This is a genomic window from Gelidibacter maritimus, from assembly GCF_014062315.1.
Classification (GTDB): Bacteria; Bacteroidota; Bacteroidia; order Flavobacteriales; family Flavobacteriaceae; genus Gelidibacter; species Gelidibacter maritimus.
In genome coordinates, this window is record NZ_JACGLT010000006.1 from 1 (window position 1) to 25602 (window position 25602).

General features: G+C 38.6%; 21 protein-coding genes. 11 read left to right on the forward strand and 10 right to left on the reverse strand.

Going from position 1 to position 25602, the window contains the following annotated elements; translation table 11 throughout:
• From H3Z82_RS09055 to H3Z82_RS09075, 5 genes are all read right to left on the reverse strand, one after another.
• The coding region (locus tag H3Z82_RS09055; RefSeq protein WP_182205183.1) for a DUF6398 domain-containing protein at positions 1–437 on the reverse strand (437 nt) is incomplete at its 3' end.
• Positions 434–1912, reverse strand: coding sequence for an IS66 family transposase (gene tnpC / locus H3Z82_RS09060; protein ID WP_182205184.1), 1479 nt, complete (start codon positions 1910–1912; stop codon positions 434–436). The genes tnpC and H3Z82_RS09055, both read right to left, overlap by 4 nt.
• Before the next feature lie 45 nt (positions 1913–1957).
• A complete protein-coding gene (gene tnpB, locus H3Z82_RS09065) occupies positions 1958–2308 on the reverse strand; it encodes an IS66 family insertion sequence element accessory protein TnpB (RefSeq protein ID WP_182205185.1) in 351 nt (116 codons plus the stop codon).
• Complete coding sequence (tnpA, locus tag H3Z82_RS09070; RefSeq protein ID WP_182205186.1) at positions 2309–2575, reverse strand: IS66 family insertion sequence element accessory protein TnpA; 267 nt, start codon at positions 2573–2575, stop codon at positions 2309–2311. It abuts the gene before it with no gap.
• Complete coding sequence (locus H3Z82_RS09075) at positions 2556–2720, reverse strand: hypothetical protein (protein ID WP_182205187.1); 165 nt, start codon at positions 2718–2720, stop codon at positions 2556–2558. Before H3Z82_RS09075 ends, tnpA begins: the two co-directional genes overlap by 20 nt.
• A gap of 487 nt (positions 2721–3207) precedes the next feature.
• Here H3Z82_RS09075 and H3Z82_RS19810 point away from each other — a divergent pair, with 487 nt between their 5' ends.
• From H3Z82_RS19810 to H3Z82_RS09090, 3 genes are all read left to right on the forward strand, one after another.
• Positions 3208–3366: a trimeric intracellular cation channel family protein gene (locus H3Z82_RS19810; RefSeq protein ID WP_394368103.1), complete on the forward strand. Its 159-nt coding sequence runs from the start codon at positions 3208–3210 to the stop codon at positions 3364–3366.
• 1689 nt (positions 3367–5055) lie between these two features.
• Positions 5056–6795, forward strand: a complete 1740-nt coding sequence (locus tag H3Z82_RS09085) for a thiamine pyrophosphate-dependent enzyme (protein ID WP_182205188.1) — start codon at positions 5056–5058, stop codon at positions 6793–6795.
• A gap of 52 nt (positions 6796–6847) precedes the next feature.
• On the forward strand, positions 6848–7165 hold the full coding sequence (locus H3Z82_RS09090; protein WP_182205189.1) for a GNAT family N-acetyltransferase: 318 nt from the start codon (positions 6848–6850) through the stop codon (positions 7163–7165).
• Positions 7166–7848: 683 nt separating this feature from the next.
• Here H3Z82_RS09090 and H3Z82_RS09095 read toward each other — a convergent pair.
• Positions 7849–8025 carry a histone H1 gene (locus H3Z82_RS09095; protein WP_182205190.1) on the reverse strand — a complete coding sequence of 59 codons (177 nt, stop codon included), beginning with the start codon at positions 8023–8025 and terminating at the stop codon, positions 7849–7851.
• A gap of 567 nt (positions 8026–8592) precedes the next feature.
• Between H3Z82_RS09095 and H3Z82_RS09100 the strand changes: the two genes are divergently transcribed.
• The 4 genes from H3Z82_RS09100 (at position 8593) to H3Z82_RS09115 (ending at position 13876) form a co-directional block, all read left to right on the forward strand.
• Positions 8593–10116, forward strand: coding sequence for an aldehyde dehydrogenase (NADP(+)) (locus H3Z82_RS09100; RefSeq protein ID WP_182205191.1), 1524 nt, complete (start codon positions 8593–8595; stop codon positions 10114–10116).
• A gap of 204 nt (positions 10117–10320) precedes the next feature.
• On the forward strand, positions 10321–11328 hold the full coding sequence (locus tag H3Z82_RS09105) for a 4-hydroxyproline epimerase (protein ID WP_182205192.1): 1008 nt from the start codon (positions 10321–10323) through the stop codon (positions 11326–11328).
• 72 nt (positions 11329–11400) lie between these two features.
• Positions 11401–12648, forward strand: a complete 1248-nt coding sequence (locus tag H3Z82_RS09110; protein ID WP_182205193.1) for an NAD(P)/FAD-dependent oxidoreductase — start codon at positions 11401–11403, stop codon at positions 12646–12648.
• 13 nt (positions 12649–12661) lie between these two features.
• Positions 12662–13876: a M24 family metallopeptidase gene (locus H3Z82_RS09115; RefSeq protein ID WP_182205194.1), complete on the forward strand. Its 1215-nt coding sequence runs from the start codon at positions 12662–12664 to the stop codon at positions 13874–13876.
• 245 nt (positions 13877–14121) lie between these two features.
• Here H3Z82_RS09115 and H3Z82_RS09120 read toward each other — a convergent pair whose 3' ends face one another.
• On the reverse strand, positions 14122–14967 hold the full coding sequence (locus H3Z82_RS09120; RefSeq protein ID WP_182205195.1) for an AraC family transcriptional regulator: 846 nt from the start codon (positions 14965–14967) through the stop codon (positions 14122–14124).
• 249 nt (positions 14968–15216) lie between these two features.
• Between H3Z82_RS09120 and H3Z82_RS09125 the strand changes: the two genes are divergently transcribed.
• From H3Z82_RS09125 to H3Z82_RS09140, 4 genes are all read left to right on the forward strand, one after another.
• Positions 15217–16131, forward strand: coding sequence for a dihydrodipicolinate synthase family protein (locus tag H3Z82_RS09125; RefSeq protein ID WP_182205196.1), 915 nt, complete (start codon positions 15217–15219; stop codon positions 16129–16131).
• Positions 16132–16353: 222 nt separating this feature from the next.
• Entirely contained in the window at positions 16354–17310 is a 957-nt protein-coding gene (locus H3Z82_RS09130; RefSeq protein WP_182205197.1) for an ornithine cyclodeaminase family protein, read from the forward strand.
• A 298-nt stretch (positions 17311–17608) separates the two neighbouring features.
• Complete coding sequence (locus H3Z82_RS09135; RefSeq protein ID WP_182205198.1) at positions 17609–18001, forward strand: carboxymuconolactone decarboxylase family protein; 393 nt, start codon at positions 17609–17611, stop codon at positions 17999–18001.
• 147 nt (positions 18002–18148) lie between these two features.
• A complete protein-coding gene (locus tag H3Z82_RS09140) occupies positions 18149–18769 on the forward strand; it encodes a MarC family protein (RefSeq protein WP_182205199.1) in 621 nt (206 codons plus the stop codon).
• 100 nt (positions 18770–18869) lie between these two features.
• Here H3Z82_RS09140 and H3Z82_RS09145 read toward each other — a convergent pair whose 3' ends face one another.
• The 3 genes from H3Z82_RS09145 to H3Z82_RS09155 form a co-directional block, all read right to left on the reverse strand.
• Complete coding sequence (locus H3Z82_RS09145) at positions 18870–20414, reverse strand: RagB/SusD family nutrient uptake outer membrane protein (protein WP_182205200.1); 1545 nt, start codon at positions 20412–20414, stop codon at positions 18870–18872.
• Positions 20415–20434: 20 nt separating this feature from the next.
• The gene (locus H3Z82_RS09150; RefSeq protein WP_182205201.1) at positions 20435–23530 is read right to left on the reverse strand and encodes a SusC/RagA family TonB-linked outer membrane protein; all 3096 of its coding nucleotides are present in this window, start codon (positions 23528–23530) and stop codon (positions 20435–20437) included.
• A gap of 260 nt (positions 23531–23790) precedes the next feature.
• Positions 23791–25485: a tetratricopeptide repeat protein gene (locus tag H3Z82_RS09155; RefSeq protein ID WP_182205202.1), complete on the reverse strand. Its 1695-nt coding sequence runs from the start codon at positions 25483–25485 to the stop codon at positions 23791–23793.
• Positions 25486–25602: the final 117 nt, after the last annotated feature.

A 25602-nucleotide genomic window follows, 5' to 3' on the forward strand; every position in this document is an offset into this window, starting at 1 on the left:
ATATGTTCTGGAAGGTTGTCCAAGGGCAATATCAGTCCATCGACCATTACCATGTTGTTAAAAGGGCTGTTCTCCTGCATGGCACCGGTAGAAAATTCAGGGCTATAATACCATAGATCGAACATATCCTTTATGATCCGGGCCTTGCTCGAGACCGTAGCCCCCTTGGTCCCGAAGTATTCGTTCATCTCTTTGGAACTTATATACGGCTCGAAGGATCTGTCGAACAAAAAATTTATCGACCCTATGGCATGGACCACAGCTGCCGCCCATATCTCTAATTTTCCCCTTGTGAACGGGACGTCTCTTTTTCTACCCATCTTTTTGATGAGTTTTTCACAGAGTACGAAGTATTCATCATTGAGTTTCTGCGCACAGAAGGCCCCCGTTATTTCCAATAATTGTTTTTCCTTTTCCTTTACCTGTTCTTTGGTCATATGCTGTTCTGTTTTTGGTATCCGGGCAGGAGTTCTTCGAGTTTTTGTATGCTATGATCTGGGATCCGCCCGAGGGTCTCCTTTAGCCATTCCCGGGGATTGACGCCCTGCATCTTGCAGCTACCGAAGAAAGAATAGAGCATGGCGGCATTTTGTGCCGCTTTATGTGATCCACAGAAAAGGAAGTTCTTTCTGCCTATGGCCATGGGGCGGATGGCATTTTCGATCAGGTTATTGTCAAGTTCGATGCGTCCATCCTCAAATATGGCCTCCAGTTTTGGGTATTGATTGATGAAGTAGGTCATCGCCTTGCCGATGGGACTTTGCGGCAGCACTCTGAATTGTTGCCCTTCGATCCACGTTTTGATCTGTACCAATAGCGGCTTGATCCTTATGTCTCGTTGTCTTTTTCGGGCTTCAAGATCATCTTGGGCCTCCTCTTTGATCTTACGTTCTTCCAAATAGATATCCCTAAAGATGGCCAATGCTTTTTCCGCTTGTTTTTTATCACTGTCCAGCGCGTCGTGGAACTTGCGCCTGGCATGTACCAGACATCCGGCAAGTGCGATCTTGGGGTCGGTACCTATTTTATCGTACACGGTATAGCCATCGCATTGCAGATACCCACTATAGCCCGCAAGCAATTCTTTGGGGCCGTGCTGTCCACGGCCTTTTCGGTAATTGAAAAGCACCAATTTTTGAACGGGATCGTGATAGACCCATTGATATCCCTGATGTGTACTGCCTTTTTTATCGGAATCCAACACCTTGATCGGACTCTCATCGGCCTGGATATAATCGGAGGCCAGTATTTTTTGTTTCAGTGTATTGTAGAGCGGTTCCAGCAGCTGGCAACAACTGGCCATCCAGTCGCTCATGGTGCTCTGTGCGGGTTCCCATCCAAAGTCCCGTTTGAACATTTGGATCTGCCGGTAGAACGGAAGGTGATCGATATATTTGCCCACCAGGATGTGTGCCAGTAAACAGGCCTCGGCTATCGATTTGTCGATGGGACGGGTAGGAAGTGCCGCGATCAGTACGCCCTCTCCATCCGCTTTGGCATACTTGGGCCGGATCGTCCTTCTTTTGATAAGGCTTGCGGGAGTGTATTCCAAGGTTTCGGTGACCTCTTCCCCGATCTTCTTCAGTCCCGTGGTATCCTCTTCGGGCTCGATGGTGATTTCCCTGACCGGCAGATGTTCGGGCAGTGCATTGCGCCCATTGTGTTTTTTCTTGTCCCTGGAATAGGTAATGGTCTCTTGCGGGGTCTCTTCTACGGTTTCTGGGGAATCATCCCCTGAAAAGAGCGATAACTGGTCGACCACAGCTTGGGATATGAAACTCTCGGATTTGAATCCACTTATGAGTTTGTAGAGCTGTGCCAGTTGATGTTCCAAGGAAACTATTCTGGCCGTGGAGGCCTTCTCCTTTTTTTGAAGGTCCCGGTTCTCGACAAGCAGCTCTTGATAGGTCATAGCAGGGCTAAGATAAAAATTGCCCTGTTAAAAAACAACCTAATATCACGTTTTTTTGTAACGTTTTCTCCTGGTTATATTGGTAATGGAGATCCCATCGATGAGCAGGACCAATTGAGCGTAATCCAGCCGTAGACTGCCGACTGATCCATCGTAATCGGGAAGTTCAAAAGTACCGGATTCCAGCCTTTTGTAGTACAGCATAAACCCTCCCGATTGCCAGTGCAACAACTTTGCCTTGTTGCGGACCTTGTTGATAAAGATATATACCGTACCGTCATCGGGGCTCTGGTCCAGATCGTTGATGACAAGTCCACTCAGGCTATCGAAGCTTTTTCGCATATCGGTGGGGAGGCTGTAGAGTTGGAACCGGTGCGAAGTACCAAGTGCGAACATCTATACTGGGATTTCGATCTCGATCCCGTTTTTGCAACGGATCAAAATGGTTCTGCCATCCTGGACAGGGACGACTTCGATAGGAACGAAATGCGAAGGACCTTTATCGGCCGTTACATCCACAGGCCGCGATAATTTTGATCGCCAATAATGAAGTTTGCCTTCCTTGATCCCATGGGCAGAGGCAAACTCTTTTTGACTCCGACCAGAGTCCAGAAACTCCTTTACCAATTTACGCATCCACAAATCATTCTCCTTTTTTGTCATAATACATATAGTTTATGCCACCAAAGGTAAAAAGCCAGATCATGTCATAAAAGACGTAGTTGCTCGGATGAATACTGCCTTTCCCACCTACGAGCAAAAAATCGCGCCAGCCCTGAGGTAAAACATCAACAACTGCTGTCCTCATCCTACCTTAAAATAGCGTCCACTCAAACAAAACGGCATGATTCAATTTCTACTCAAAGAATATTCTTAGCTTTACATAGACGGTATAAACGGTCGTACTCCCATTTACACAAGGGCTTTCTCCTTCTGTTTTTCATGCGAGTTTGAGAAGTGATTTGGGGTGTAATTGTTGAAAGTCTGGAAAGCGTTAGAGATACCTTCAATTATTTTCCAAACTCATGAGGGGAGATTTTTTCTACTTACTGATTGAGACCCAATTTTTTATTTGTATAAAGCACCTTTAAAATACGTGTATTGAGTCATGCTTATCTGCGTTCAGAAACAAGCTTTCCCAACGTAATCAAAAACTACATAATACACTTTTGAGGTTTGATTCCATAGGTTTGGGATTTTTTACAGTAGTGCGTATTTAAACAAGAATTATTTTGAAATTATAGCCTATAGATTGTAGTGCGCTAGGAACAATTACGGCCAGGTTTGGTGAGGTTATACGGGATGTTTCACTAAGTAATATTCCGATTATCATCCAAAAGGAAATTTATGCCACCATCACTATTCTTTGGTGGATCTATATTTTTATGTTAAACGAGACAGGCGCATCCCAGATGTTACTTAAAGTTACTGGTTTAGTTGCAATAATGTACTGAGATTATTGCCTGTAAGATTCATTGGCAATTGCCAACAATCTGGAAGTCAAATGGATTTTCTTAACAATCATTGATTTCCTTTTGAAATATGCCTTCTGAATAATAGAGGAGCTCTGCCTCAGGAACATGACAGTCATAAGGACGGGGTTTATCAGATCGAGTGAGGATTTAGTAAATAGGGTTGATTGAAAACCATTATTTGTTAAACTTTTGTTTGATCTTTTTTACTTTGTTACGGTGGATGTTGCTGCTGATAAACATGACATTCTAGGATTGAATCAAGAACTTCTAGTGTGAACATAGACTTAATTTTGTGGAAGGTTAGGCATTATTTTGGCAAAATAATTTCGATATTTTGAAATAACTTAATTTTCTTATTTAATTACCTATCTTTAACTTAAGATTGAAAGTCTAACAAACAAATTGAAAATCAATCCCCGTGGTAGCTATCAGGCTACCTCATAATAGGAAATTTTGACAAAGCCTTTGTACAAGAGGGTTTGCGTGACAGGGTTTGAATCCTGTCGAGGTCACGAATAAATCAAAAAAAATAAAAAACGCCAAGTTTACTTGAGCGTTTTTTTTGTTTTAATGATTTTCTAAGCGGAGCTTTACTGTAAGCGCGCAACGAATCCGGATCAAGCGCAATTAAACATGCTGAAACAGCAATAAACGAACGTCAGAAAAAATTATTAAATAAAATTCTTGATGGCTTCGACGGAAAACTGATCTCCTCCAAATGGGCCAAGATCGCTAAATGCTCAAAGGACACCGCCATACGCGACATCAATGATCTGATAGAAAAAGAGATTTTGCAAAAGGAAGCAGCGGGGGGAAGAAGCACAAATTATGAATTAATTCGAAAATAATATTCAAATCCAGATTTATTGGTCAGTAAACCTTTTTCATGTTTACTGCAGAATAATAATTCGTTTTCATGCTAATTAAATGCTTTTCATAATGAACTTACTAATTTATCAATCCATTATTTATAATTAGAGTTTCTATGCCTTTAGCAATACAGGATGATAACGGATTTTTAGCGTTTGCGATACCCTGTCGTTCTCAGATCATAAGATTCAACTTTCTACTATTTAAGTTTTTGTCTTGGCTGTCAATCCCGATAGCCATCGGGATTGACAGCCAAGCGCCTGCCTAAGCAGGGTCTTAATTCCTTTTCTAGTTAAAAACATTCTATTGCGAATCACATCAAACTGTATCACTATTTTTTAAGGGCAGGTAATAAGTAGTTCGTAACTCGTTCCGTCATTGCGAGCAAAGCGAAGCAATCTCTACATTGTTCCATAAAACATTCCAAGCCAATCTATGATCCATTGTCACCCTGAGCGCAGTCTATGGGCCACTAACTTGCACCGCCAACCTCATCTCCAATTCATCCACCTCACACCAATTCAGTCCATTATAAAAAGAGAGCAGGGAATAAGGAGGTCCTCAGTCTTTCCATCAATTCGTAGGCAAGAAATCAAAGATTCAGTGCAGCTATTTTCCATTCCCTGCGCATGCTTTATTAAGTCTAATGAACCTGCCAATATTAGTGTTTTTTAGAACCGATTAAGAATTTCATCTTTTGAGTTAAAGAAAAACAAGATTAAGTCATATTCTGTATTCCGATAAATGATTTTCAAAAGTTTATCTCATTTTTCACATAAAAATCAAAAATAGAAAGGCATGGCAAAGAAAGTAGCAGATTTACTCGTAGAAAACTTAGTAAATGCGGGTGTTAAAAGATTATATGCAGTCACGGGTGATAGTTTAAATCCCATTAATGACGCAGTAAGAAGGGATGGCAGATTGGAGTGGATTCACGTTCGTCATGAAGAAGCTGGAGCCTATGCAGCATCTATGGATGCAGAATTGGACGGTATAGGTTGCTGTATGGGCAGCAGCGGACCGGGTCACGTTCATTTAATCAACGGTCTATATGACGCTAACCGTTCAGGAAACCCTGTAATTGCCATTGCTACCACTATTACTACCGATAAATTTGGGATGGATAATTTTCAGGAAACCAACGTCGTCAAATTATTTGGCGATTGCAGTAAATATTGTGTGATGGCCAACACGCCAGAGCAGGCGGCTAATGCATTTCAATCAGCTATTCAACATGCCATCCAAGACAGAGGCGTTGCAGTGGTGGGCTTGCCTGGCGATGTGTCAGAGTCTGAAGTGACTCATATAACCACTGCCAATAAAAATTTCTACACAAATTCCAGACTTATTCCAGGACAGGAAGAAATGGAACAACTGGCAGAGGTGATCAATGCTAACAAAAAAGTCATGTTGTTCTGTGGTTATGGCTGCAAAGACGCTCAAGCAGAAGCCATGCAGCTTTCTGAACAGTTAAATGCACCGATGGGTTATAGTTTTCGAGGTAAAATATTCTTTGATAAAACAAGCAATCCTTATGCGGTAGGCTTGAACGGGTTGTTGGGAAGTAAATCAGGGTTTAAGGCGATGCAGGAAGCTGATCTCCTAATTTTATTGGGTACTGATTTTCCTTATACAGATTTTCTGCCGGAAGACAATACCATCATTCAAATTGATGATAAGCCCGAACGCATTGGCAGACGAGCAAAAGTAGATTATGGCTATGCAGGAAAAATTAAAGACACTTTGGAAGCCTTAATTCCGATGTTGGATAAAAAATCAGATGACGGGTTTTTAAAAGACATGCGAAAATTACATGACGAGCAAGAAGAAAAATATGCTTCCTATGTAGCGGCAAAATCCGAGGAAAAAAATATTCATCCTGAATTTGCGGCCTCTATAATTGATGATGTGGCTGCCGACGATGCTATATTTACGGTCGATACCGGAATGTCAGCGGTTTGGGCGGCACGATACATTAAGGGTAAACGCAATCGGTACCTCACGGGTTCATTTAACCATGGTTCCATGGCCAATGCTATGCCAATGGCTATTGGTGCGGGATTATCGCACCCAGACAGACAAGTCATAGCACTTTGTGGCGACGGTGGTATTAGTATGCTTTTGGGCGATTTGATGACGATAAGCCAATACAACATTCCTGTAAAAATTATTGTATTTAACAATAGGTCTTTGGGAATGGTTAAAGTGGAAATGCTGGTTGCTGGATATCCCGATTGGCAAACTGATATGAAAAACCCTGATTTTGCAAAGGTTGCAGAAGCCATGGATATTAAAGCTTGGAATGTGGATGAATGCCAAAATGTAAAAAGCACCTTGCAGGAGGCATTTGCGCATGATGGTCCTGCGCTCATAAACATTTTTACAGACCCTGACGCCTTGGCCATGCCTCCAAAAGTGGAATTTGATCAAATAAAGGGATTCACAAAAAGTATGGGAAAATTGATGCTGAACGGCCAAGTTGCTGAGGTGATTGATACAGCAAAATCTAATATGAAATACTTGAAGGAACTGTTTTAGACGGTATCATTAAAGGATAAGTGGTTTTATTCAAATGCTTTAAATTATAAATATGAAAACAGAATATATTGACATTCCATTAGTTAAAAACGAAGATAAAAAACGTTTTGAAATAGAAATTGACGGACACTTCGCGTTTATAGACTATAAGGAATATGGCAGCCAAATGGCGTTAGTGCATACCGAAACGGAGCCAGAACTGAGAGGAAAAGGAGCGGCGGCGGCCGTAGTTGAGAAAACGCTGACTTATCTTGAAAATGAGAACGTCATGGTACTTCCTTTTTGTCCTTACATATTTGCATACATAAAGAAAAATCCAGAATGGAAGCGTGTCGTGAGTCCGAAGTTTAAAGGATACGATAAGCTATAAAATTATTTTGTAAGCTAACGATTCCACAAGAATCTCAATAATAGAAAGGACATAAACGGTAAAAAATCTTAGGCATCTGTGATGAAAACATACACAAGTCTAACGTTAAAAAATAGTAACTAATGTGTAATATAACTGTATTGAATTGGAAAAGCTTCCACCGTAATCATTGGCTATAATTTTAGTTTATTTTCTTTCGATGGGGTTTCGGCTCAAGACAGCGGAATTACGTGTCCTTATGAAGATAAGAGAATTAAAAGGATAGCTATTGAAATAACACATCCTTCTCAAGACATCGTGTTCAATGAACGCCTAATTGATAAAGTGAATCAAAATTTAAAAGCCTTTTAGATAAGAGATTTTTACGTAGCCAAGTTGATTTTGCTTTATCGCATCTCGTCAATATTCTGCCATTGCTGAAACTAAATTAGAACCATAATTTGGACCATTCGGAGGGGTTTGAGTAACAATTTTTCTCACATTGGGTGCCGGCATAGGTGTTTCAGCAGAAAACGGTCTCTTAAAGGCTGGAAAATTTGGTAATCTTCCAAAAGTCTATTTATTTGAGATCGAAAAATACACATATAAAAAACCCCTTCAAGGCTGAAGGGGTTTTTGACTCTTTTTTAATAAACATTAAGTTCTATTCCTTTTGAGTAGGACTCTTACAGGACACTTAATGCTTATTTTTTTGATTCCGCTATTGAAACCTTACGAAATTCTTTCAATAATTTCTCTAAGGCCAATGATGATTTTCTCGCTCTTGTTCCCGCTGATTTATTTCCGCTTTCTAGCTGTGTCTTAGCGTCATTTTCAAATGATTCGTAAGTGCTTTGCATGTTCTCAATAAGTTCTTTCATAAGATTTGTGTTTTAAATTTTTAAAAGAGCGAAAATATACCTTTTTCCTTTAAATACCTGCAACAGTTGAAGAAATTACCCAAGTTAGTGCTCGTTTGTCACTAGTGCCGCAAAGAATGGAAACAGATAAAATCCGCCCCCTACGCCCTTACTGATTAATATATAGGCCACTATGTAAATTTGGGACTATAGGTAATAATGAGTTCGTTAACATTCCTGCGAAAGCAGAGGTCTTCAATCTGTTTAAGTCGATTCTTTGTTTTCAACCTTGAGCACAATAGAAGCAGCTCCCCGCCAATACTACTTTTAAATCCACGATATGTTGAAATTTTACAATACGATATTATAGTATTAGTTATGGATAATAGTCTATTAATATTATCCTCGGCCAGCCTCTAAATTTGTATTAATGTAAAATGTTGGGCTCAGATTCCAATTCTTAAAATGGATGGAGCCATCGATTTGCAATATTGAGATTATCGTAGCACTCATCTTGATAATAAGAATATTTAGGAATTATTCGATAGTAATTGATAGAGGATCAGCTCATTAAAAAAACAATGACAAATGATAACAGGAAAAAACTATATAGGCAATACCTTAAAGGCCAGTGGTGATAAAACACACAAAACGATAAACCCAAGACTTAATACTCAAAATCCAACGGCATTTTATGAAGCTACTTCTGATGAAGTTGATGAGGCCGTTGCATTGGCTTGGAGTGCTTTTAAATCTTATCGGAAAGTTGCTGGGAAGAAAAGAGCAGCATTTTTGAATGCTATTGCCGATGAGATTTTAGCGCTGGACCAAGAGTTGTTGGATGTTTACACAACAGAATCTGGACTTCCTGAAGCCAGGGCCATTGGTGAGCGGGGACGGACAGTATTTCAACTGCGATCTTTTGCAGACTTAGTATCCAGTGAAGAGTGGAGAGAGAACACCATTGACGAAGCTGTGCCAGAACGAACGCCCATGCCAAAGGATGATATCAGACGCACTCTAATACCCATAGGTCCAGTAGTGGTTTTTGCCGCAAGTAACTTTCCTTTGGCTTTTTCGACGGCTGGAGGAGATACTGCTAGCGCATTAGCTGCGGGATGCCCAGTTATTGTTAAAGCACATGCCATGCATTCGGGCACAGCAGAGTTGGTGGCTTCGGCTATTATTAAAGCGGCGGATAAAACTGGAATGCCGAACGGCGTCTTTTCAAATATTATGGGTCGTGGAAGAACCGTTGGTGTTAAATTGGTAAAGCATGATAAGGTGAAAGCAGTAGGTTTTACGGGGAGTATTTCTGGCGGTCGCGCGCTTTTTGATATTGCCGCACAACGTAAAGAGCCTATTCCTGTTTTTGCGGAAATGGGAAGTATCAATCCAGTAATCATCACCCCGAAAGCATTAGCAAATAGATCGGATGCTGTTGCAACTGCCTTTGCCGGCTCAATAACAATGGGAGCTGGACAATTTTGTACAAAACCAGGTTTATTATTGACTGTTGAAGGTGATAGGACTGATCAATTTATAAAAGATTTAGCCCAAAAAACAACAGCTATCGATCCGCAATATATGCTGCATCCAGATATCAAAAAAGCATTTGTTGATAATGTAAACATAGTATCTTCTCAATCAGGAACAGAGGTTGTTGGAAAGGTGGAATGCGCAATTGATGACAATCATGCGCCATCACAGATTGCAAGTGTTTCAGGAAAGGAATTTTTGGCAAACCCTAAGTTGCACCTTGAAGCTTTTGGTCCATTTGCATTGGTGGTCAGCGCTAAGGATCAGGAGGAGTTGATCAAAATCATCAATGGATTGGAAGGCCAATTAACGGGTACCATTATTGCCGAAAAAGAAGATTATCAGAATCTACATGAGGTCATTGATGCGCTTGAAAATAGAGTTGGACGAATCATTTTTAACGGTGTTCCTACAGGGGTTGAGGTGTGTCCGTCAATGCAACATGGCGGTCCCTATCCCGCATCGACCGATTCAAGATTTACTGCGGTAGGAACCAATTCCATAAAAAGATGGGTGCGGCCGGTGAGTTATCAATCGTTTCCTAAAGAGTTGTTACCAGCTGCATTGAGGTAATATTACTAGAAATGTTAATGATAAATTATAGAACGATTTTCGTAAAGATGACACGGACACGTTGAAAACATCATAATTCATCGCTATTTTATCTGTTTGTTTTTTGTAACATACTGTTTTGATAGGTTAAAAACTATGATTTGAAGCTCCCAATCGATTAAGGACTATAGCGATGTCAATTGCCTTAAATAATTTAATAAAGCAATGAGTAGAAGTACATTTGTTTGTATTGACGCACATACCTGCGGAAATCCAGTAAGAGTAATTAAAGAAGGCGGTCCTCATCTGATTGGAGAAACGATGAGTCAAAAACGATTACATTTTTTAAAAGAATTCGATTGGATTCGGAGAGGCCTGATGTTTGAACCTCGTGGACACGATATTATGAGTGGCAGTATCCTCTATCCGCCTCATAATCCTGAAAATGATTTTGCCATTTTATTTATTGAGACCTCAGGCTGTTTGCCGATGTGCGGACATGGTACAATTGGTACTATAACCATAGCTATTGAAGAAGGTTTGATTACGCCAAAGGTGCCTGGTAAGATTAGGATGGAGGCTCCTGCAGGCCTGGTGGAGGTTGAATATAGCACCACTGGAACTAAAGTGGATTGGGTGCGTTTGATCAATGTTAAGAGTTATCTGGCGGCTGAAGGTTTGAACATTGATTGTCCTGAATTGGGAGCACTGACTTTTGATGTAGCTTATGGCGGAAACTATTATGCCATAATAGATCCACAGCCAAACTTTTCAGGTGTAAACAATTTTACCGCGGTTAAGTTGATTCAATATTCTCAGATATTGAGGGATGAAATTAACCAAAAATATCCAAACATGTTTATCCATCCAGAGAATGATTCTATTAAAGATGTGTCACATATACTTTGGACCGGAAAACCAACTGATGCTACATCAACATCAAAAAATGCGGTATTTTATGGCGATAAAGCTATTGATAGAAGCCCTTGCGGCACAGGAACCTCCGCTGTAATGGCACAACGCTATGCAAAGGGCACTCTAAAAATAGGAGAGGAGTTCATCCACGAAAGCTTTATAGGAAGTAAATTTATTGGGAAGATCGTTAAAGCAACCACGTTAGATGGCAAACCTGCAATTATTCCAAGCGTACAAGGCTGGGCCAAAGTGTATGGGTACAATACTATTATAATTGATGATGACGATCCGTACGCTTTAGGGTTTCAGGTCATTTGAAAATCCTTTAGGGTAAAAGATTTTTTTATTCTTTTGGGGGCAAAGCCAATTTGAGAATCTAATTTTGAATAAATGAACAAGGAAGTCATTATTATTGGCGGCGGAATTATCGGGTTGTGCTCTGCATATTATCTTCACAAAGCAGGACATAACGTATCCATTATAGATCAATCCAATTTAGATATGGGCGCTTCTTATGTAAATGCAGGCTTCTTATCGCCGAGCCATTTTATTCCCTTGTCAGCGCCAGGGGTAATGCGGCAAGGAATTAAATGGATGTTCAATAAATCAAGTCCTTTGTATATCAAACCACGATTGGATGTCGATTTCATGAAATGGACCTTGGCGTTCAATAAATCCTGTACCGCCAAACATGTAAACAAATCCATCCCGATAATTAGAGACGTTACGCTGTTGAGCCAAGAACTATACAGTAGTATAAAGCAAGATGAAGGTTTTCAGTTTCAACTGGAAAATAAAGGCTTGTTGATGCTCTGTCAGTCGGAAAGAATGCTTGAAGAAGAAGTTAAAGTAGCCGAGTTAGCGCGCCAAATAGGTTTAGAGGCTTCAGAAATCGGTCTGGACCATTTGAAAAAACTACAGCCTAATGTCCAGTTAAATGTGAAAGGAGCAACTTATTATAAATGTGATTCACACATGACCCCTCAAGAGTTTATGAGCGACATGAAGACCTATTTAAAAGAATCGAGGGTGGCATTTTTTACCAATGAAAAAGTGAGCGATTTTAAGATGGTAAATGGATATATCACATCTATATCAACAAATATAAAAAATTATCGAGCCGACGAATTTGTTCTTGCAGCGGGTTCGTGGAGTTCATTCCTAAGTAAAAAACTATCTTTGCAATTGCTATTACAGGCGGGAAAAGGATATCGTGTTAATACTGATCAAGATACGGGGATATCCATTCCAGCCATACTGTCTGAAGCTAAAGTTGCGGTTACGCCAATGCATGGATTCACCCGCTTTGCTGGGACTATGGAAATAGCCGGGATTAATCAACAAATAAATAAAGCAAGAGTTAATGCCATTGCTCATGCCGTAAGCAAGTATTATCCTGAAATCACATTGAGTCAGGAAGATAAAAATAATGCACAGTCAGGGTTGCGTCCAGTCTCACCTGACGGGTTGCCTTATATAGGAAGGTCAAAAAAGTGTTTTAACTTGACCATTGCAACAGGACATGCCATGATGGGGTGGGGGCTGGGTCCTGCTACGGGTAAATTGGTTTCGGAGGTGATTTCAAACAAGAAGACCTCATTGAACCTTGATCCGTTTCACCCAGACAGAACTTTTTAAAATTTAATAATTTATGAAAACAACAGGAATCGGCGGTAGTACAATTGAAGCCGAATTAAATGCTATCACGCCTAAGGCACATTTAGTAAAGCCAATACAAAAAAGTGAGTTTTATGCACGTATTGATAAAGCGTGTAAATTAATGCAAGAACATAAAGGGGAAGTCATGTATTTAGATGCAGGGACAAACCTGTATTATTTTACCGGAACCAAATGGAGTTCCAGCGAACGTATGGTCGGAGCTTTATTATTTCCTGATGGAAGTTTACACTATATCGCGCCAAATTTTGAAAGAGGGACAATTTTAGATTTTATGGAGGTTGAAGGTGTCATTCATGGTTGGGAGGAACACGAAAGTCCCTATCAATTATTGGCTCAGGTATGCTCAGAAAATGGCGTGGATAAGGGTGTTATCCTTATTGATGAAAGTACGCCGTTTTTTATTAGTGATGGTATTGCAAAAGCAAATTCAAAATTTGAACTTGTTAATTCTAAACCGATCACTGCGGGATGCCGAATGGTAAAATCGGAAGCTGAAATCGCGATTATTCAACATGTCATGAATATTACTTTGGAGGTGCAAAAAGCCGTAGCAAGAATTTTGCATGTGGGCATAAGCGCTAAAGAAGTTACTGACTTCATTCACGAAGCACATAAAAGATACGGTATTCCGTCAGGGTCCTATTTTTGTATCGTCTTGTTTGGCGTGGATACCTCATTTCCGCATGGGGTTAAGACACCTAAAGACTTGGAAGACGGCGAAATGGTTCTGATAGATACCGGTTGCGAATTGCATGGTTACCTCTCGGATATTACTCGCACCTATGTGTACGGAACCATAAAAGCATCGCAAAGACGTATTTGGAATATAGAAAAAGAAACCCAATTGGCAGCTTTTGATGCTGCACAGTTAGGAAACACATTTTCTTCCATTGATAATGCATCGCGGGTGGTTATAGAAGCGCATGGCCTCGGACCAGATTATGAATTGCCCGGACTGCCACATCGTACAGGGCATGGTATTGGTTTGGATATTCACGAGTGGCCTTATGTCATAAGAAATGAAGAGACTGTTATAGAACCTGGAATGTGTTTTAGTATAGAGCCAATGCTTTGCGTGCCAGATGAATTTGGGATTCGCCTTGAAGATCATATTTACATGACTGAGCAAGGACCAAAATGGTTTACACAACCCATGCATTCCATTGACAATCCATTTGGGGAATAATATATAGATCTTGGTTTTTATATTTTTTGCGTACAATTAACTTCTGAACATTCCGATGGAAAGAAGACTTTGTATAATTCAAATAGCGGTATAATGAGCCAAGTGCGTACTGTGTTTTATAGTCTGGGTTTTCGGAGGTTGTCTTAACAGAAACTTTTGACCAACATTCGGAAATTCAGATAATCTATAGGGTGCTGTTTTTAAATCACCTAAGTGCTTTTTGCCTACCCTACCAATATAAAAAATTAAGCTCTTTCCTTTCTGAACTCAGAAGGTGTGTTTTTCTTAATTTCCTTAAACTGTCTATTAAAATTGGATATGTTTTTAAATCCAGATTCATAGGCGATTTCGGCAATGGTAAATTTGTTGTTTGATAGCAATAACTTAGTGGCATGCTCTACGCGTAATTCGGTCAAGAACTGAAAATACGTTTTATTCGTTCTTTTTTTAAAGTATTTACAGAAGGCATTCTTGGTCATGTTGGCCTTTTCTGAGACCGCTTCTAAAGTAATATTGGTGTTAAAATGGCTCATTGTGAATTCAAAGATATTTCGCATTCGATTGCCTTCGTGGTCCGTGTACTGCTTGTCATAAACAAAAGAGGATAAGCTTTTGTAGTCACAGGTAGATGTCATTTTTAATAATTCCAACAAAATTAAAAACTGGTCGAGTTTTTCAGACAATCTTAATTTTAGGAATAAGTTGGCCATTTCCTCTTTCTCTGAATTTACTTTAAAACCATGTGTGGCTCGCATAAAGAATGCCTGTAAACTCTTAGTCTCTTCCAGTTCAAAAAATTTTTCGCCAAAAGAATCTTTTGTAAAGAACAAACTTAACATCTGCGATGTCTTATAAGCACTGGTATCACTTTTAAGAAGATGGGGTAGATAACTGCCAATGACCAAAATATCATTGGGCTTATAGAAATTGATGGTATCTCCAACAATCAACTTGCCCTCACCTTCAATGATATAGCTCAACTGGATTTCTTCATGTTGGTGTAATTGGTCATAGAATGACAGCCCAATGTCTTCCTGATAGACCAGAGCGTCATGTTCCGGTTTCGGTATTTTAAAAGGTAATACTTTCATATCGATTGATCTTATAGCTGAATTTTACAAAAATCTGGGGTTCTACGGTTTTGTACCTATTTATATTTTATGGTGAAACTTGTAGTTTCGGTATTTGGCTAGAAATCCATTCTAATATTACTCAAAAAAAATGTTATTTACTATAGGTAGGACAATATAGTATTAACACTTGATAAATATGAGCTATAACACCACAGGTTTCTTAATTAAATTTGGTAGGTAATTAAGACAGCAATAAAATTTATATCTATGAGTGTAAAATGGGAAGGCATTATGCCAGCAGTCACAACAAAATTTAATGATGATGATACTTTAGATTTTGCAATGTTTGAAACTAATTTAAAAGCACAACTCGATGCTGGTGTACACGGTATTGTTTTGGGAGGTACCTTGGGTGAAGCAAGTACCTTAACAGAATCTGAGAAACGTAGTTTGACAAAATCTACAGTTGACATGGTTAAAGGAAAAGTTCCTGTAATGATCACCTTGGCGGAACAATCTACCAAAGCGGCGGTTAAGGCAGCAAACATGGCGGAAGAAGACGGTGCGTCAGGGTTAATGATGTTGCCTCCAATGCGTTATAAATCCACGGACAGAGAGACTTTGGAGTTTTTCAACTCAGTTGCCATAAACACGTCGCTACCGATAATGGTGTATAATAATCCCGTGGATTATAAAATAGAAATCACCCATAAAATGTTTGATGAGTTATTAAAACATGACAATATAGAAGCGGTGAAAGAATCGACACGAAACACAATGAATATCACCCGTATAAAAAATCGTTTTGGCGATAGGTTAAAAATTATGACCGGCGTTGACACCATTGCTTTTGAAAGTATGGTACTTGGTGCTGATGGTTGGGTGGCGGGCTTGGTCTGTGCATTTCCTGAAGAAACCGTGGCGATGTACGAATTGATTAAAGCCGGACAAATTAAGGAGGCCTTAGACATTCATAGATGGTTTATGCCATTGTTTGAATTGGATATTGTTCCAGAATTGGTGCAGAACATAAAATTGGCTGAGGTTTATACTGGTCTTGGAACTGAAAATGTACGGGCACCACGCTTACCACTTATTGGGGACGAAAGAAAATTTGCTATAAAAACAATTGAGGAGAGTCTAAAAACCAGACCTGCTTTACCAGATTACAAAAATCTCTAAGTGCTATTCTTCGTTTAATATTCAACGGAAATCCATAAAAAGAACAACCTAAAAAATCTCATTAGCTAAGCAGTTTTAGTTAATGGGATTTATTTGCTTTTTGGTTTATCAGTTTTGAATGTTATATTTTGATAATTGTCAAAGCCCGAAGTGGGCGTTCAGAGTAAATGGGTTTATCCAATTTATAAAGACAAAATTAATAATCATATATCCATAACCTTTATGAAAAATATCGTCCAAATTGATGCAGATTTTGTTGAGAATAACACAAATTTCCCAAATTTAATCACGGCCATAGAAAATATGTTTGCCAATAAGGAACTTTTAGTGCCAATGCGACATCATCATGATTTTCCCAATCCGGAAGTTGGTATGGAATCCACGCTATTATTGATGCCTGCTTGGGATCCAGGGAAGGATGCGGGTGTGAAAATAGCGACAGTTAGTCCAGCCAATGGAAAATTTGATTTACCTGCCATTCAAGCCATTTATATTTATTTAGATGCCTTAAAAGGCTCAGTTAAGGCCTTCATAGAAGCTAAAAGTTTAACCGTGAAACGCACTGCCGCGGCATCAGCCTTGGCATCGAAATTTCTAAGTCGAAAGAACTCCAAATCATTATTGATGATTGGAACTGGAGCTTTATCTCCAAACCTTATTAAGGCTCACGCAAGTGTAAGGCCCATAGAGCAGGTTTTTGTTTGGGGCAGGAATTTTGACAAAGCAAAGGCTATCTGTGAGGACTTAAGTGAGGAAAGTTTTGAAATAGTACCTATAAAAACCATTGAAGCTAAAATTAGCGAAGTTGACATCATTTCGGCTGCAACGCTTTCACCGACACCACTTGTTTTGGGCAAGTACCTAAAACCTGGTCAACATATCGATTTGGTTGGGGCTTATCGTCCTGATATGCGAGAAGCCGATGATGATGCCATAAGAAAATCGGAAGTTTTTGTAGATACTTATGAAGGCGGACTAAAGGAAAGTGGTGATATCGTCATTCCGTTAAAAACTAAAGTATTGGCGGAGCAGGATATTAAAGCCGACTTATTTTTAATGGCTGCTAAAAAACATCAAGGTAGAAGTAATGATGAACAAATTACATTATTCAAGTCTGTAGGACACGCTTTAGAAGATCTTGCAGCCGCTACGCATTATTATAATTTATTTAAAAAATGAGAAAACTCTTAAAGTGAAATTGAGAAAATTATGTAACAAAAGTCTCGCTCCGAGAGGTGTTTTCTAAATCTGTATGGGTCGAGATTTTTTATTTGGTCTTAATGATGTGATCTCCTTTTGAAGTTCTGATTTTTATTTTCAAGAATAATATCCTAATTTCAACATATAGGATTTTAAGTGGTCACTCCTTTATTTTTCTACTCACAGAACGAGAAACTACAAGTCTATATTATTATCTGAAAGGCTAAGTGTCCAGATGAAAAAACCTACATAATCATAAATTAATTAAAATAAAATCATGGAAAAATCAAAACGCTATCAGCAGGGAATGGACATTATAAAAAAATATGAAGACCCATCAGAAAAACCTGCTTACTCTATCACTTTTGACAGTTTAATGGATTTAGATTCCGAGTTGGAAAATTATATTGTTGAATTTGCTTTTGGTGACATTTATTCCAGAGCAGGACTATCCGATGAGAATAAAACGCTGATTACAATTTCTTCATTGGTCACCCAGGGGTTGGAACCGCAATTGAGATTGCACGTCAATATTGGCCTTACCATAGGGTTGACTCCAAAGGAAATAATTGGCGCTATCATTCACTTGCTGCCATACACTGGCTTCCCGCGTGTGCTGAATGCCTTGAAAATAGCAAAAGAGGTTTTTACTGAAAGAGATATTAAATAAGGAATCAAGTTAATTAGCTATGGAGCTTATGAATTGCACACCAAAAAGGGGCGAAACTATTTTTTATGAGCGATTAAAATTAAATCAGAATTATTTAGGAAGTAAAGCAGTGATTCAAGTTCTTTGAACATTGAAATACTTTAACCAATGGATAACCTATTAACATTTTCGATTACAGTATTTACCGGGTTTTTTGCGATTACCAACCCAATCTCAAACATGACCATTTTCTTATCCTTGACCCAAGGTGCTGACGAAAGAACTAAACGGGATATTAATAAGAGGGCAAATATTATTGCTTTTATTATTGTTGTCGTTTTTGTTTTATTGGGGAAATATATTTTCGAACTGTTTAACATTAGTATTCCTGCGTTTAAGATTACTGGAGGAATCCTAATATTTTACATTGGTTTTGAAATGCTACAATCAAAAAAATCGAACGTAAAAAACATTAAAGATGTCCATATTGATGAGAATATTGCGGTCTCGCCATTGGCCATTCCTATTTTGGCCGGGCCAGGAACAATTGTTACGGCTATGAACTTTGTGGCTAATGTGACGCCATTCCAGGTGTTTTTAGTCATTGCTATTTTTGGATCCATGAGTTTATTGACTTATATAACTTTTAGACTCAGTAGGTATATTGTAAAAGTTGTTGGATTTAATGTGATTTCAGTAATTGGCAAAATAATGGGATTAATCATTGCAATCATAGGAACGGGGATGATCATAGAAGGGATTAAACTTGCATTTAATTTGATGTCATAACTGTTGCTTCATTTGGCTTTAGCGCTATATAAAATAAAAAGAGCTGTCACCAATAAAATGACAGCTCTTTTCGACTAAATCAAATTAAAACTATATTTATTTAATTAATGGCTGAGTTGGAGTTAATCTCTGATAACGGTATTGGCAAATAAGCGTGAGATGCCGCATTAAATCCGCTTCTGCCTGCGTCCTGCATGGCTTGGTCCAACATATTCCATCGTCTTAAATCAAAAAACCGTACAGATTCTAAGGTTAATTCCATGGTTCGTTCATGGATGATCTGTTTTTTGACATCAGCTTGAGAGGTTACTGTTATTGGAGGCATGTAGCCATGAACAGCCCTTAAGTTATTAATGATGTCTATGGCCTGAGGTGTAGCTCCGGTTTCGTTCAGAGCTTCGGCATACATCAGTAAAACATCAGCATATCGCATCAATACCACATTCACACCAACATAGCTATTGTTCCAAACATAATTAGGTAACCATTTTCTAAAATAAACGGCATCATCATTTGTGTTTTCATAAGTTTCCAACATTAGTTCGTCCCATGTACTTCCCTGCATTTGGTTGGTATCAGGATCATTATAAAACGGATCTCTAAAGTATAGCGAACCGTAAAGTCTATTGTCATACAGACCGTTGCTGGCAATCATGCCTTCACTTTTCATTTCGTTGACAATGTCCATGGTGGCGGCAATTCCGCCCCATCCACCTACAGACCAATCGCCTACAAAAGCATGTAATCTTGTCGAATTATTTGAAGTGGCATCTGCGGTTTTAAACTGGAGTTCAAAGATGGATTCTTTATTGTTTTCATTTTCGCCATTAAACAGACTTGAAAAATCAGACTCTAAGGCATAAGAACCCGCTGAGCCTTCAACAATAGGCTTAAACGCCAAGGCTGCATTTTCAAAGTCAGAGGCTTCAGATGAAGAAGGATCGCCAGCTTTATACATATAAGCTTTTCCTAAATAGGCCAGGGCGGCTCCTTTTGTGGCTCTTCCAGGCTCGGTATTGTCCACTGTTTGTAACATCTCGGCAGCTTGTTTGAAGTCGTTAATGATCACTTCCCAAGCTTCTGGACGAGTGGATAACGGTTTATCTAAGGTCTCGTTGGAGATTAACTCAGTCCTTAAGATAATTTGCTCATAAAGCGTCAATAATTTAAAGTGGTAATAGCCTCTTAAAAAAGTAGCTTCTCCAATTATTTGCTTTTTCTCGGCATCCGATATTTTGTCAGAGGTCATTTCTCCAACTTTGGTAATAACTTGATTGGCAAAATTTAATCCTTTATAGTTGGTGGTCCATATCACATCTATAAAAGTATGGCCATTGGTGTAACTGAAATTATATATGGACATCCAATGGGCATAGTTGCTCGCATCCGGTCCTGGTAAAGCATAATCAGATCTGAAATATTCGACCACTGGACGTCCTTCTTGCCAGCCATCCCAGAAATTGCTTCTTGATTCCAATTCTGAATAGGCAGCTACTAAACCAGACTGCGCGTCTTCGGCATTTCTCCAAAAACTGGCAGAGGTTAATTGATCAACTGATGTTTGTTCTAAGAAATCATCGTCATTACATGATGTTGTAGTTGTTAATATTAAAGCAACTAAAACTATTTTATATACGTTTTTCATATTGTTTTATTTTGTAATTTTTAAAATGCCAATTGAACTCCAAAAATTATCGATTTATATTTCGGATATAAATTAATATCAATACCTCTTGACAATACACTTCCTCCAACTTCAGGGTCTAAGCCACTATATTTGGTAAATGTAAATAAGTCCTGTCCGGTAAGGTAAACTCTGAATTTATCCAACTCTAAAGTTTCTAGAATATTGGTCGGTAACGAATACCCAATCTGAATGGTCTTGATTCTTAAATAATCACCTTTTTCTAAAAATCGCGTTGAGGCTCTACTGTTTCTGTTAGGATCGCCCAATACAGCTCTTGGAATGTTGGTGTTGGTATTGGAAGGTGTCCAAGCGTTCTCCGCTTCAGCTCTGTAATTCCTTCCGGTATCTAAACTTAACAATCTAAAGTCATTGCCGTTATAAATTTTATTGCCTCCAACACCTTGGAAGAATATATTGAAGTCAAATTTCTTGTAATCGGCTGCAAGACTCAAACTGTATTCGTATTTAGGTATTGCGGTGCCTTGATAGGTTTCGTCCATTGAATCTATTACACCATCACCATTTTGATCTACAAATCTAATGTCTCCAGGAGAGGCATTTGGTTGCGCACCGTGAGCATCAATTTCGGCCTGTGATTGGAAAATGCCATCGGCTACAGGTAAAAAATAGGCGCCAGGTTCATAGTCTACTTGGGTTTGATTCACAAAATGATCCGATCCGAACAATAAACCAATACCATATAATTTTTGATTGGCGTTACTTAGTTTTGTGACTTCACTGTTAATGGTGGTAAAGGTTCCAAAAGCCGAGTAACCAAATTCGCTGTCTTTATTGACATAGCCCAATTCTAATTCCAATCCTTTATTTTCAAATTCACCAACGTTTACAATCGGATTGTTGACCCCGCTTGATGGGGAGACCTCTTTTGTAATGAGCAAATCTTGAGTAGTTGTACTGTAATAATTGATGGCCCCTTTCAACTTATTGCGCAATGAGGCAAAGTCGATTCCGAAGTTTGATGAGGTGTTCGTTTCCCATTGAAGATCGTCATTCTGCAAATCGCGAGCGATACTTCCTAAATATGAGGTTTGTGGATTTCCAAAAACGTAACCTCCATTGCTCCTGTCTTTTCCTTGAGAGATAAGGGCTATATAATCATAATATCCTAAAGCACTATCATTACCCGCTTGTCCCCAGCTAAAGCGTAGTTTTAGGAAGTTGAAGATATTTTGATTCTTCATAAAATCTTCATCTGTTATCTTCCAACCAGCAGCTACTGATGGGAAAACACCGTATTGATTGTTTTTTCCAAATTTTGAACTGCCATCCCTTCGGACACTTGCTTGAAATAAGTAGCGATCATTGTAGGCATAATTGACCCTTCCAAATTGTGATACCAATGCATATTCTGCGTTTGTTCCTTCGGCAGAATAAGTGCCGTCGCCAAAAGCATTCATAGTGTTGAAACTTGGATCTAATATTGTAGCTGGGATTTTATCGCCATTCTCATCAAATTTATAACCTTCGGCTTGAACATAGGTCTCCTTAAATGGTTCAGAAATTCTTTGATATCCTGCCAATAAATTAACCGAATGCTTACCTATATCAAACTGGTAATTGAGCGTATACTCTTGATTTAACCTTCTAAATTCGCTGTTGTACTCAGAAACAAAAGCGTATTCATTCTGAGGATTGTCATCAATATCCCTTACCTGAAATGGAGGATGAAAAGCATAAGTATAAGTATCTCTGTTGGCCAAGGAGAAGTTTGCGTTGGCATTTAGTCCCTCAATTATTTCATAAGTAAAGCCTACATTTCCTAAGAAATACTTCATCTTGGTGTAGCCATCAATAATAGCAGCTTCACCAACTGGATTTCGATGGTCAGGTAGATCGCCACTTCTATAACCATATCCTGATGGTTTAGACGGATCTAAAACAGGAATCAAGGGTGATATGAAATAGGTTTCCCTAAGGGAGAATTTATAATCCTCTTGATTTGTTTCACTATAATTTAAACTCGTATTGATTTTTAATTTCCCTTTCGTGGATGAAAGGTTGGCATTGATACCTTTTTTGGTAAAGCCAGAACCGATTAAGATTCCTTTTTCATCAGCGTAACTACCAGCTACACTATAATTGATATTATCTGATGCGCCACTGACCCGAACATTCAATAGGTTTAATTGGCCGGTTCTATGAGTTTCATCAATCCAATTAGTATTTACATTGGGTGGGTTTTGAACATACTGCGGTAGACTTGCACCTGCATTCTCGTACATCTGCCTATGTACTGAGACATAACCATCAGCATCAAGTAACTTCATGTCCTCTCTAGCTGTATTGGAACTTAAAGAACTTTCAATCTCGATTTTTGTTTTGCCAGCTTTACCCTTTTTTGTGGTAATGATAATGACACCATTAGCGGCTCGTGTTCCGTAAATAGCACCAGAAGCCGCGTCTTTTAAAACTTCAATGGACTCAATATCATTGGCATTTAAAAAATACGGATCAGCTTGTACGCCATCAACAATATAAAGCGGTTGATTGTTTCCAAAGCTTCCAATCCCTCTAATGGTGATATCAGAAGTTGAGCCAGGACTTCCAGAAGAAGCCGTGACCGTCACACCCGACACCCTGCCCTGAAGTGCATCTACCGGATTTGTGGTGACCACTTTAGTGAGGTCTTCGCTTTTGACGGAGCTTATGGCCCCAGTAACATCACTTTTCTTTTGGGTACCATAGCCTACAATTACGATTTCATCCAAATCTTCAGCACTTTCTTGTAATGATACATTGATGGTTGTTTGAGTGCCTACCGTGATTTCCTGAGTTGAAAAACCTAGGTAACTATATACTAATATAGTTTGGCTGTTTGGTACTTCAAGAGAATAATTTCCGTCAAAGTCTGACTGTGTTCCAACAGAAGGATCGCTTTTGACCATAACCGTTGCTCCTGCGACAGGTATTCCAGCATTATCTGTAATAGTTCCTTTCACCAAAATGCCTTGAGCATGCGTGTTGGTCATAAATCCAAAAGACACAAATACAAAAAGTAATAAAAACAGACTTTTATAAGTGTGAATTTGATTTTTTGATTGTTGTTTTTTCATGTTAGTAATTTCTTTATTAGTTAGCTGAAACTTCGGTTTAACTTAAGTTTAAGAATACCAAATATGAAATTAATTTGAGACAAAACATTGTAAATCACCTTTACTTGACCTTTACAACCTATATAAAATTTGGTTTTATTAAGGTTTTTGAAATCTTAACATTGATGTTTAAGTAACTGATTATGTGGGTATAATTTACTGATCCGTTTGTGTTGTAAGAAGAGGTGAAAGCAAAATGGTATGAGAAATAACCTTATAACTCAAATGTTTTCTAAAAAAGTTACAAGATTGTCTTTTGACTCCAAGCCGAGTTTTTTTCTTAATCGATGTCTGCCAATTTCTACGGAATTTAAAGAGATATTATTAATGTTGGCAATTTCTTTGGAGCTAAGTTTGAGTTTGACCTGTACTGCTAGCTGAACATCCTTATCCGTTAAGTGCGGAAATTTTTCTTTGATTTTAAACAAGAAGTCGCTTTGCAGATTTTCTATATTGGCATGGAAGCGTTGAATGTCTTCGTTAAAATCAAACTTAAACGTATATTCTTTTATAAGATTATCGATGTTTTTTTTGAGCTCTTTTAAATCGGTGAATTTTAAGTTTTTTAAAGACTTGGTGAAGTCTTTATATATGGAGGTGCGTTGCGAGATAAACAAGGCTAAGTTTGTGAGTTCCTTCTGGCGGAATTCTAATTTGTGTTCAAGGTTCTCGCGTTCTAAAGATTGTGTTTTTAGTTTCTCTTTAGATAGTCTGTGGTTTTGTAGGTAAAGGGCTTTCTTCTTTTTAATATTATTCCAGAGACTTGCAATAATTAAAATAGCAATAATTGCCAATAAGATTGAGCCAATAAGTAAGAAGTTTCTTTTTTGGGCTTCTAAGTTACGTTCTTGCTCCAATAACTTTATTTCGTTTTCACGACGTTCGGCTTCGAATAGAATCCTCATTTCTGCGAGCCTTTCACTTTCTGTGTTCGAGAAAATTTCAGAGGTTTCATCAATGTATTTCTTATAGTAATTATAGGCCTCCCTATAATTGTTTGTTGCTACATAATAATCGGATGTGATTCTATTGTTCTCTAAAATTAATTCCTTATTGTTTTTTATGGTTTGAATAATCATCCGCGATTCTTCCAGTAAAGCATAGGCTTTTTTAAAATCTTCCTGTTTCAAATAAACAATGGAAAGTTCATGGAGTATATAAACTTTTTTGTGATCGAATTTGATTTCATTGGTAATCGCTAGCGCCGATTCTAAGTATTTTATGGCCAAATCAAGGTCGTCGATTTTACGATAACAGATGCCCATATTGGTCATGGCCTCGGCAATTCTGTCCTTGTTGTCGAGCGCTTCGATGAGTTCTAAGGATCTCTTAAAAAATGATAATGCTAAATTACAATCGCCTTTCCCCTCATAAATCAGTCCTATACTATTGTAACTGTAGGCAATCCGTTGTTTAGAGCCTATTCTTTCGTGTATTTTGAGTACTTCCGTATGATATTCTAAGGCTTTGTCAAAATATCCAATGTCATAATAGAGCCATCCAAGCGTGCGTAGGGTAAAAGCTAAATCGTAGTCATTTCCTATCTCTTTCCGAATTTCTAAAGACTGTAATCCATATTGTAATGCCTTGTCATAAATGTCATTAAACAAATAGCCTTGGCAAAGATTGATAAGGGCCAAACCTTCTTGCTCTTTTTGATTAAATTCCTTTGAAAGCTGTAAGGCTTCAGAAGCATATTCTATGGTTTTGTCAGGGTTGATTGACCAAAAGATCTCTGCAATCCTATTTAACAAAGGTGTTTTGTCCGCGCGATTTACCGTTGGCAATACGGTTAACAAACTGTCCAGCTCAACTTGCGAGTCGGCTGGATTCTCATCCCATATATTCGTTTGTGCCTGTGTTGTAAAACAGAGACATATAAAGGTGAAAAGAACAAAATGTGTCAACGTCTTCATGAATCAGAATTTCTTATTAACAGAGCTGTACTTATACTTTTTAGAATGATTTGCGTGTTATCAAATATCGACAATATTAATTTAATAATTTTAATCAAAGAGGCATTTGTAAGGTCA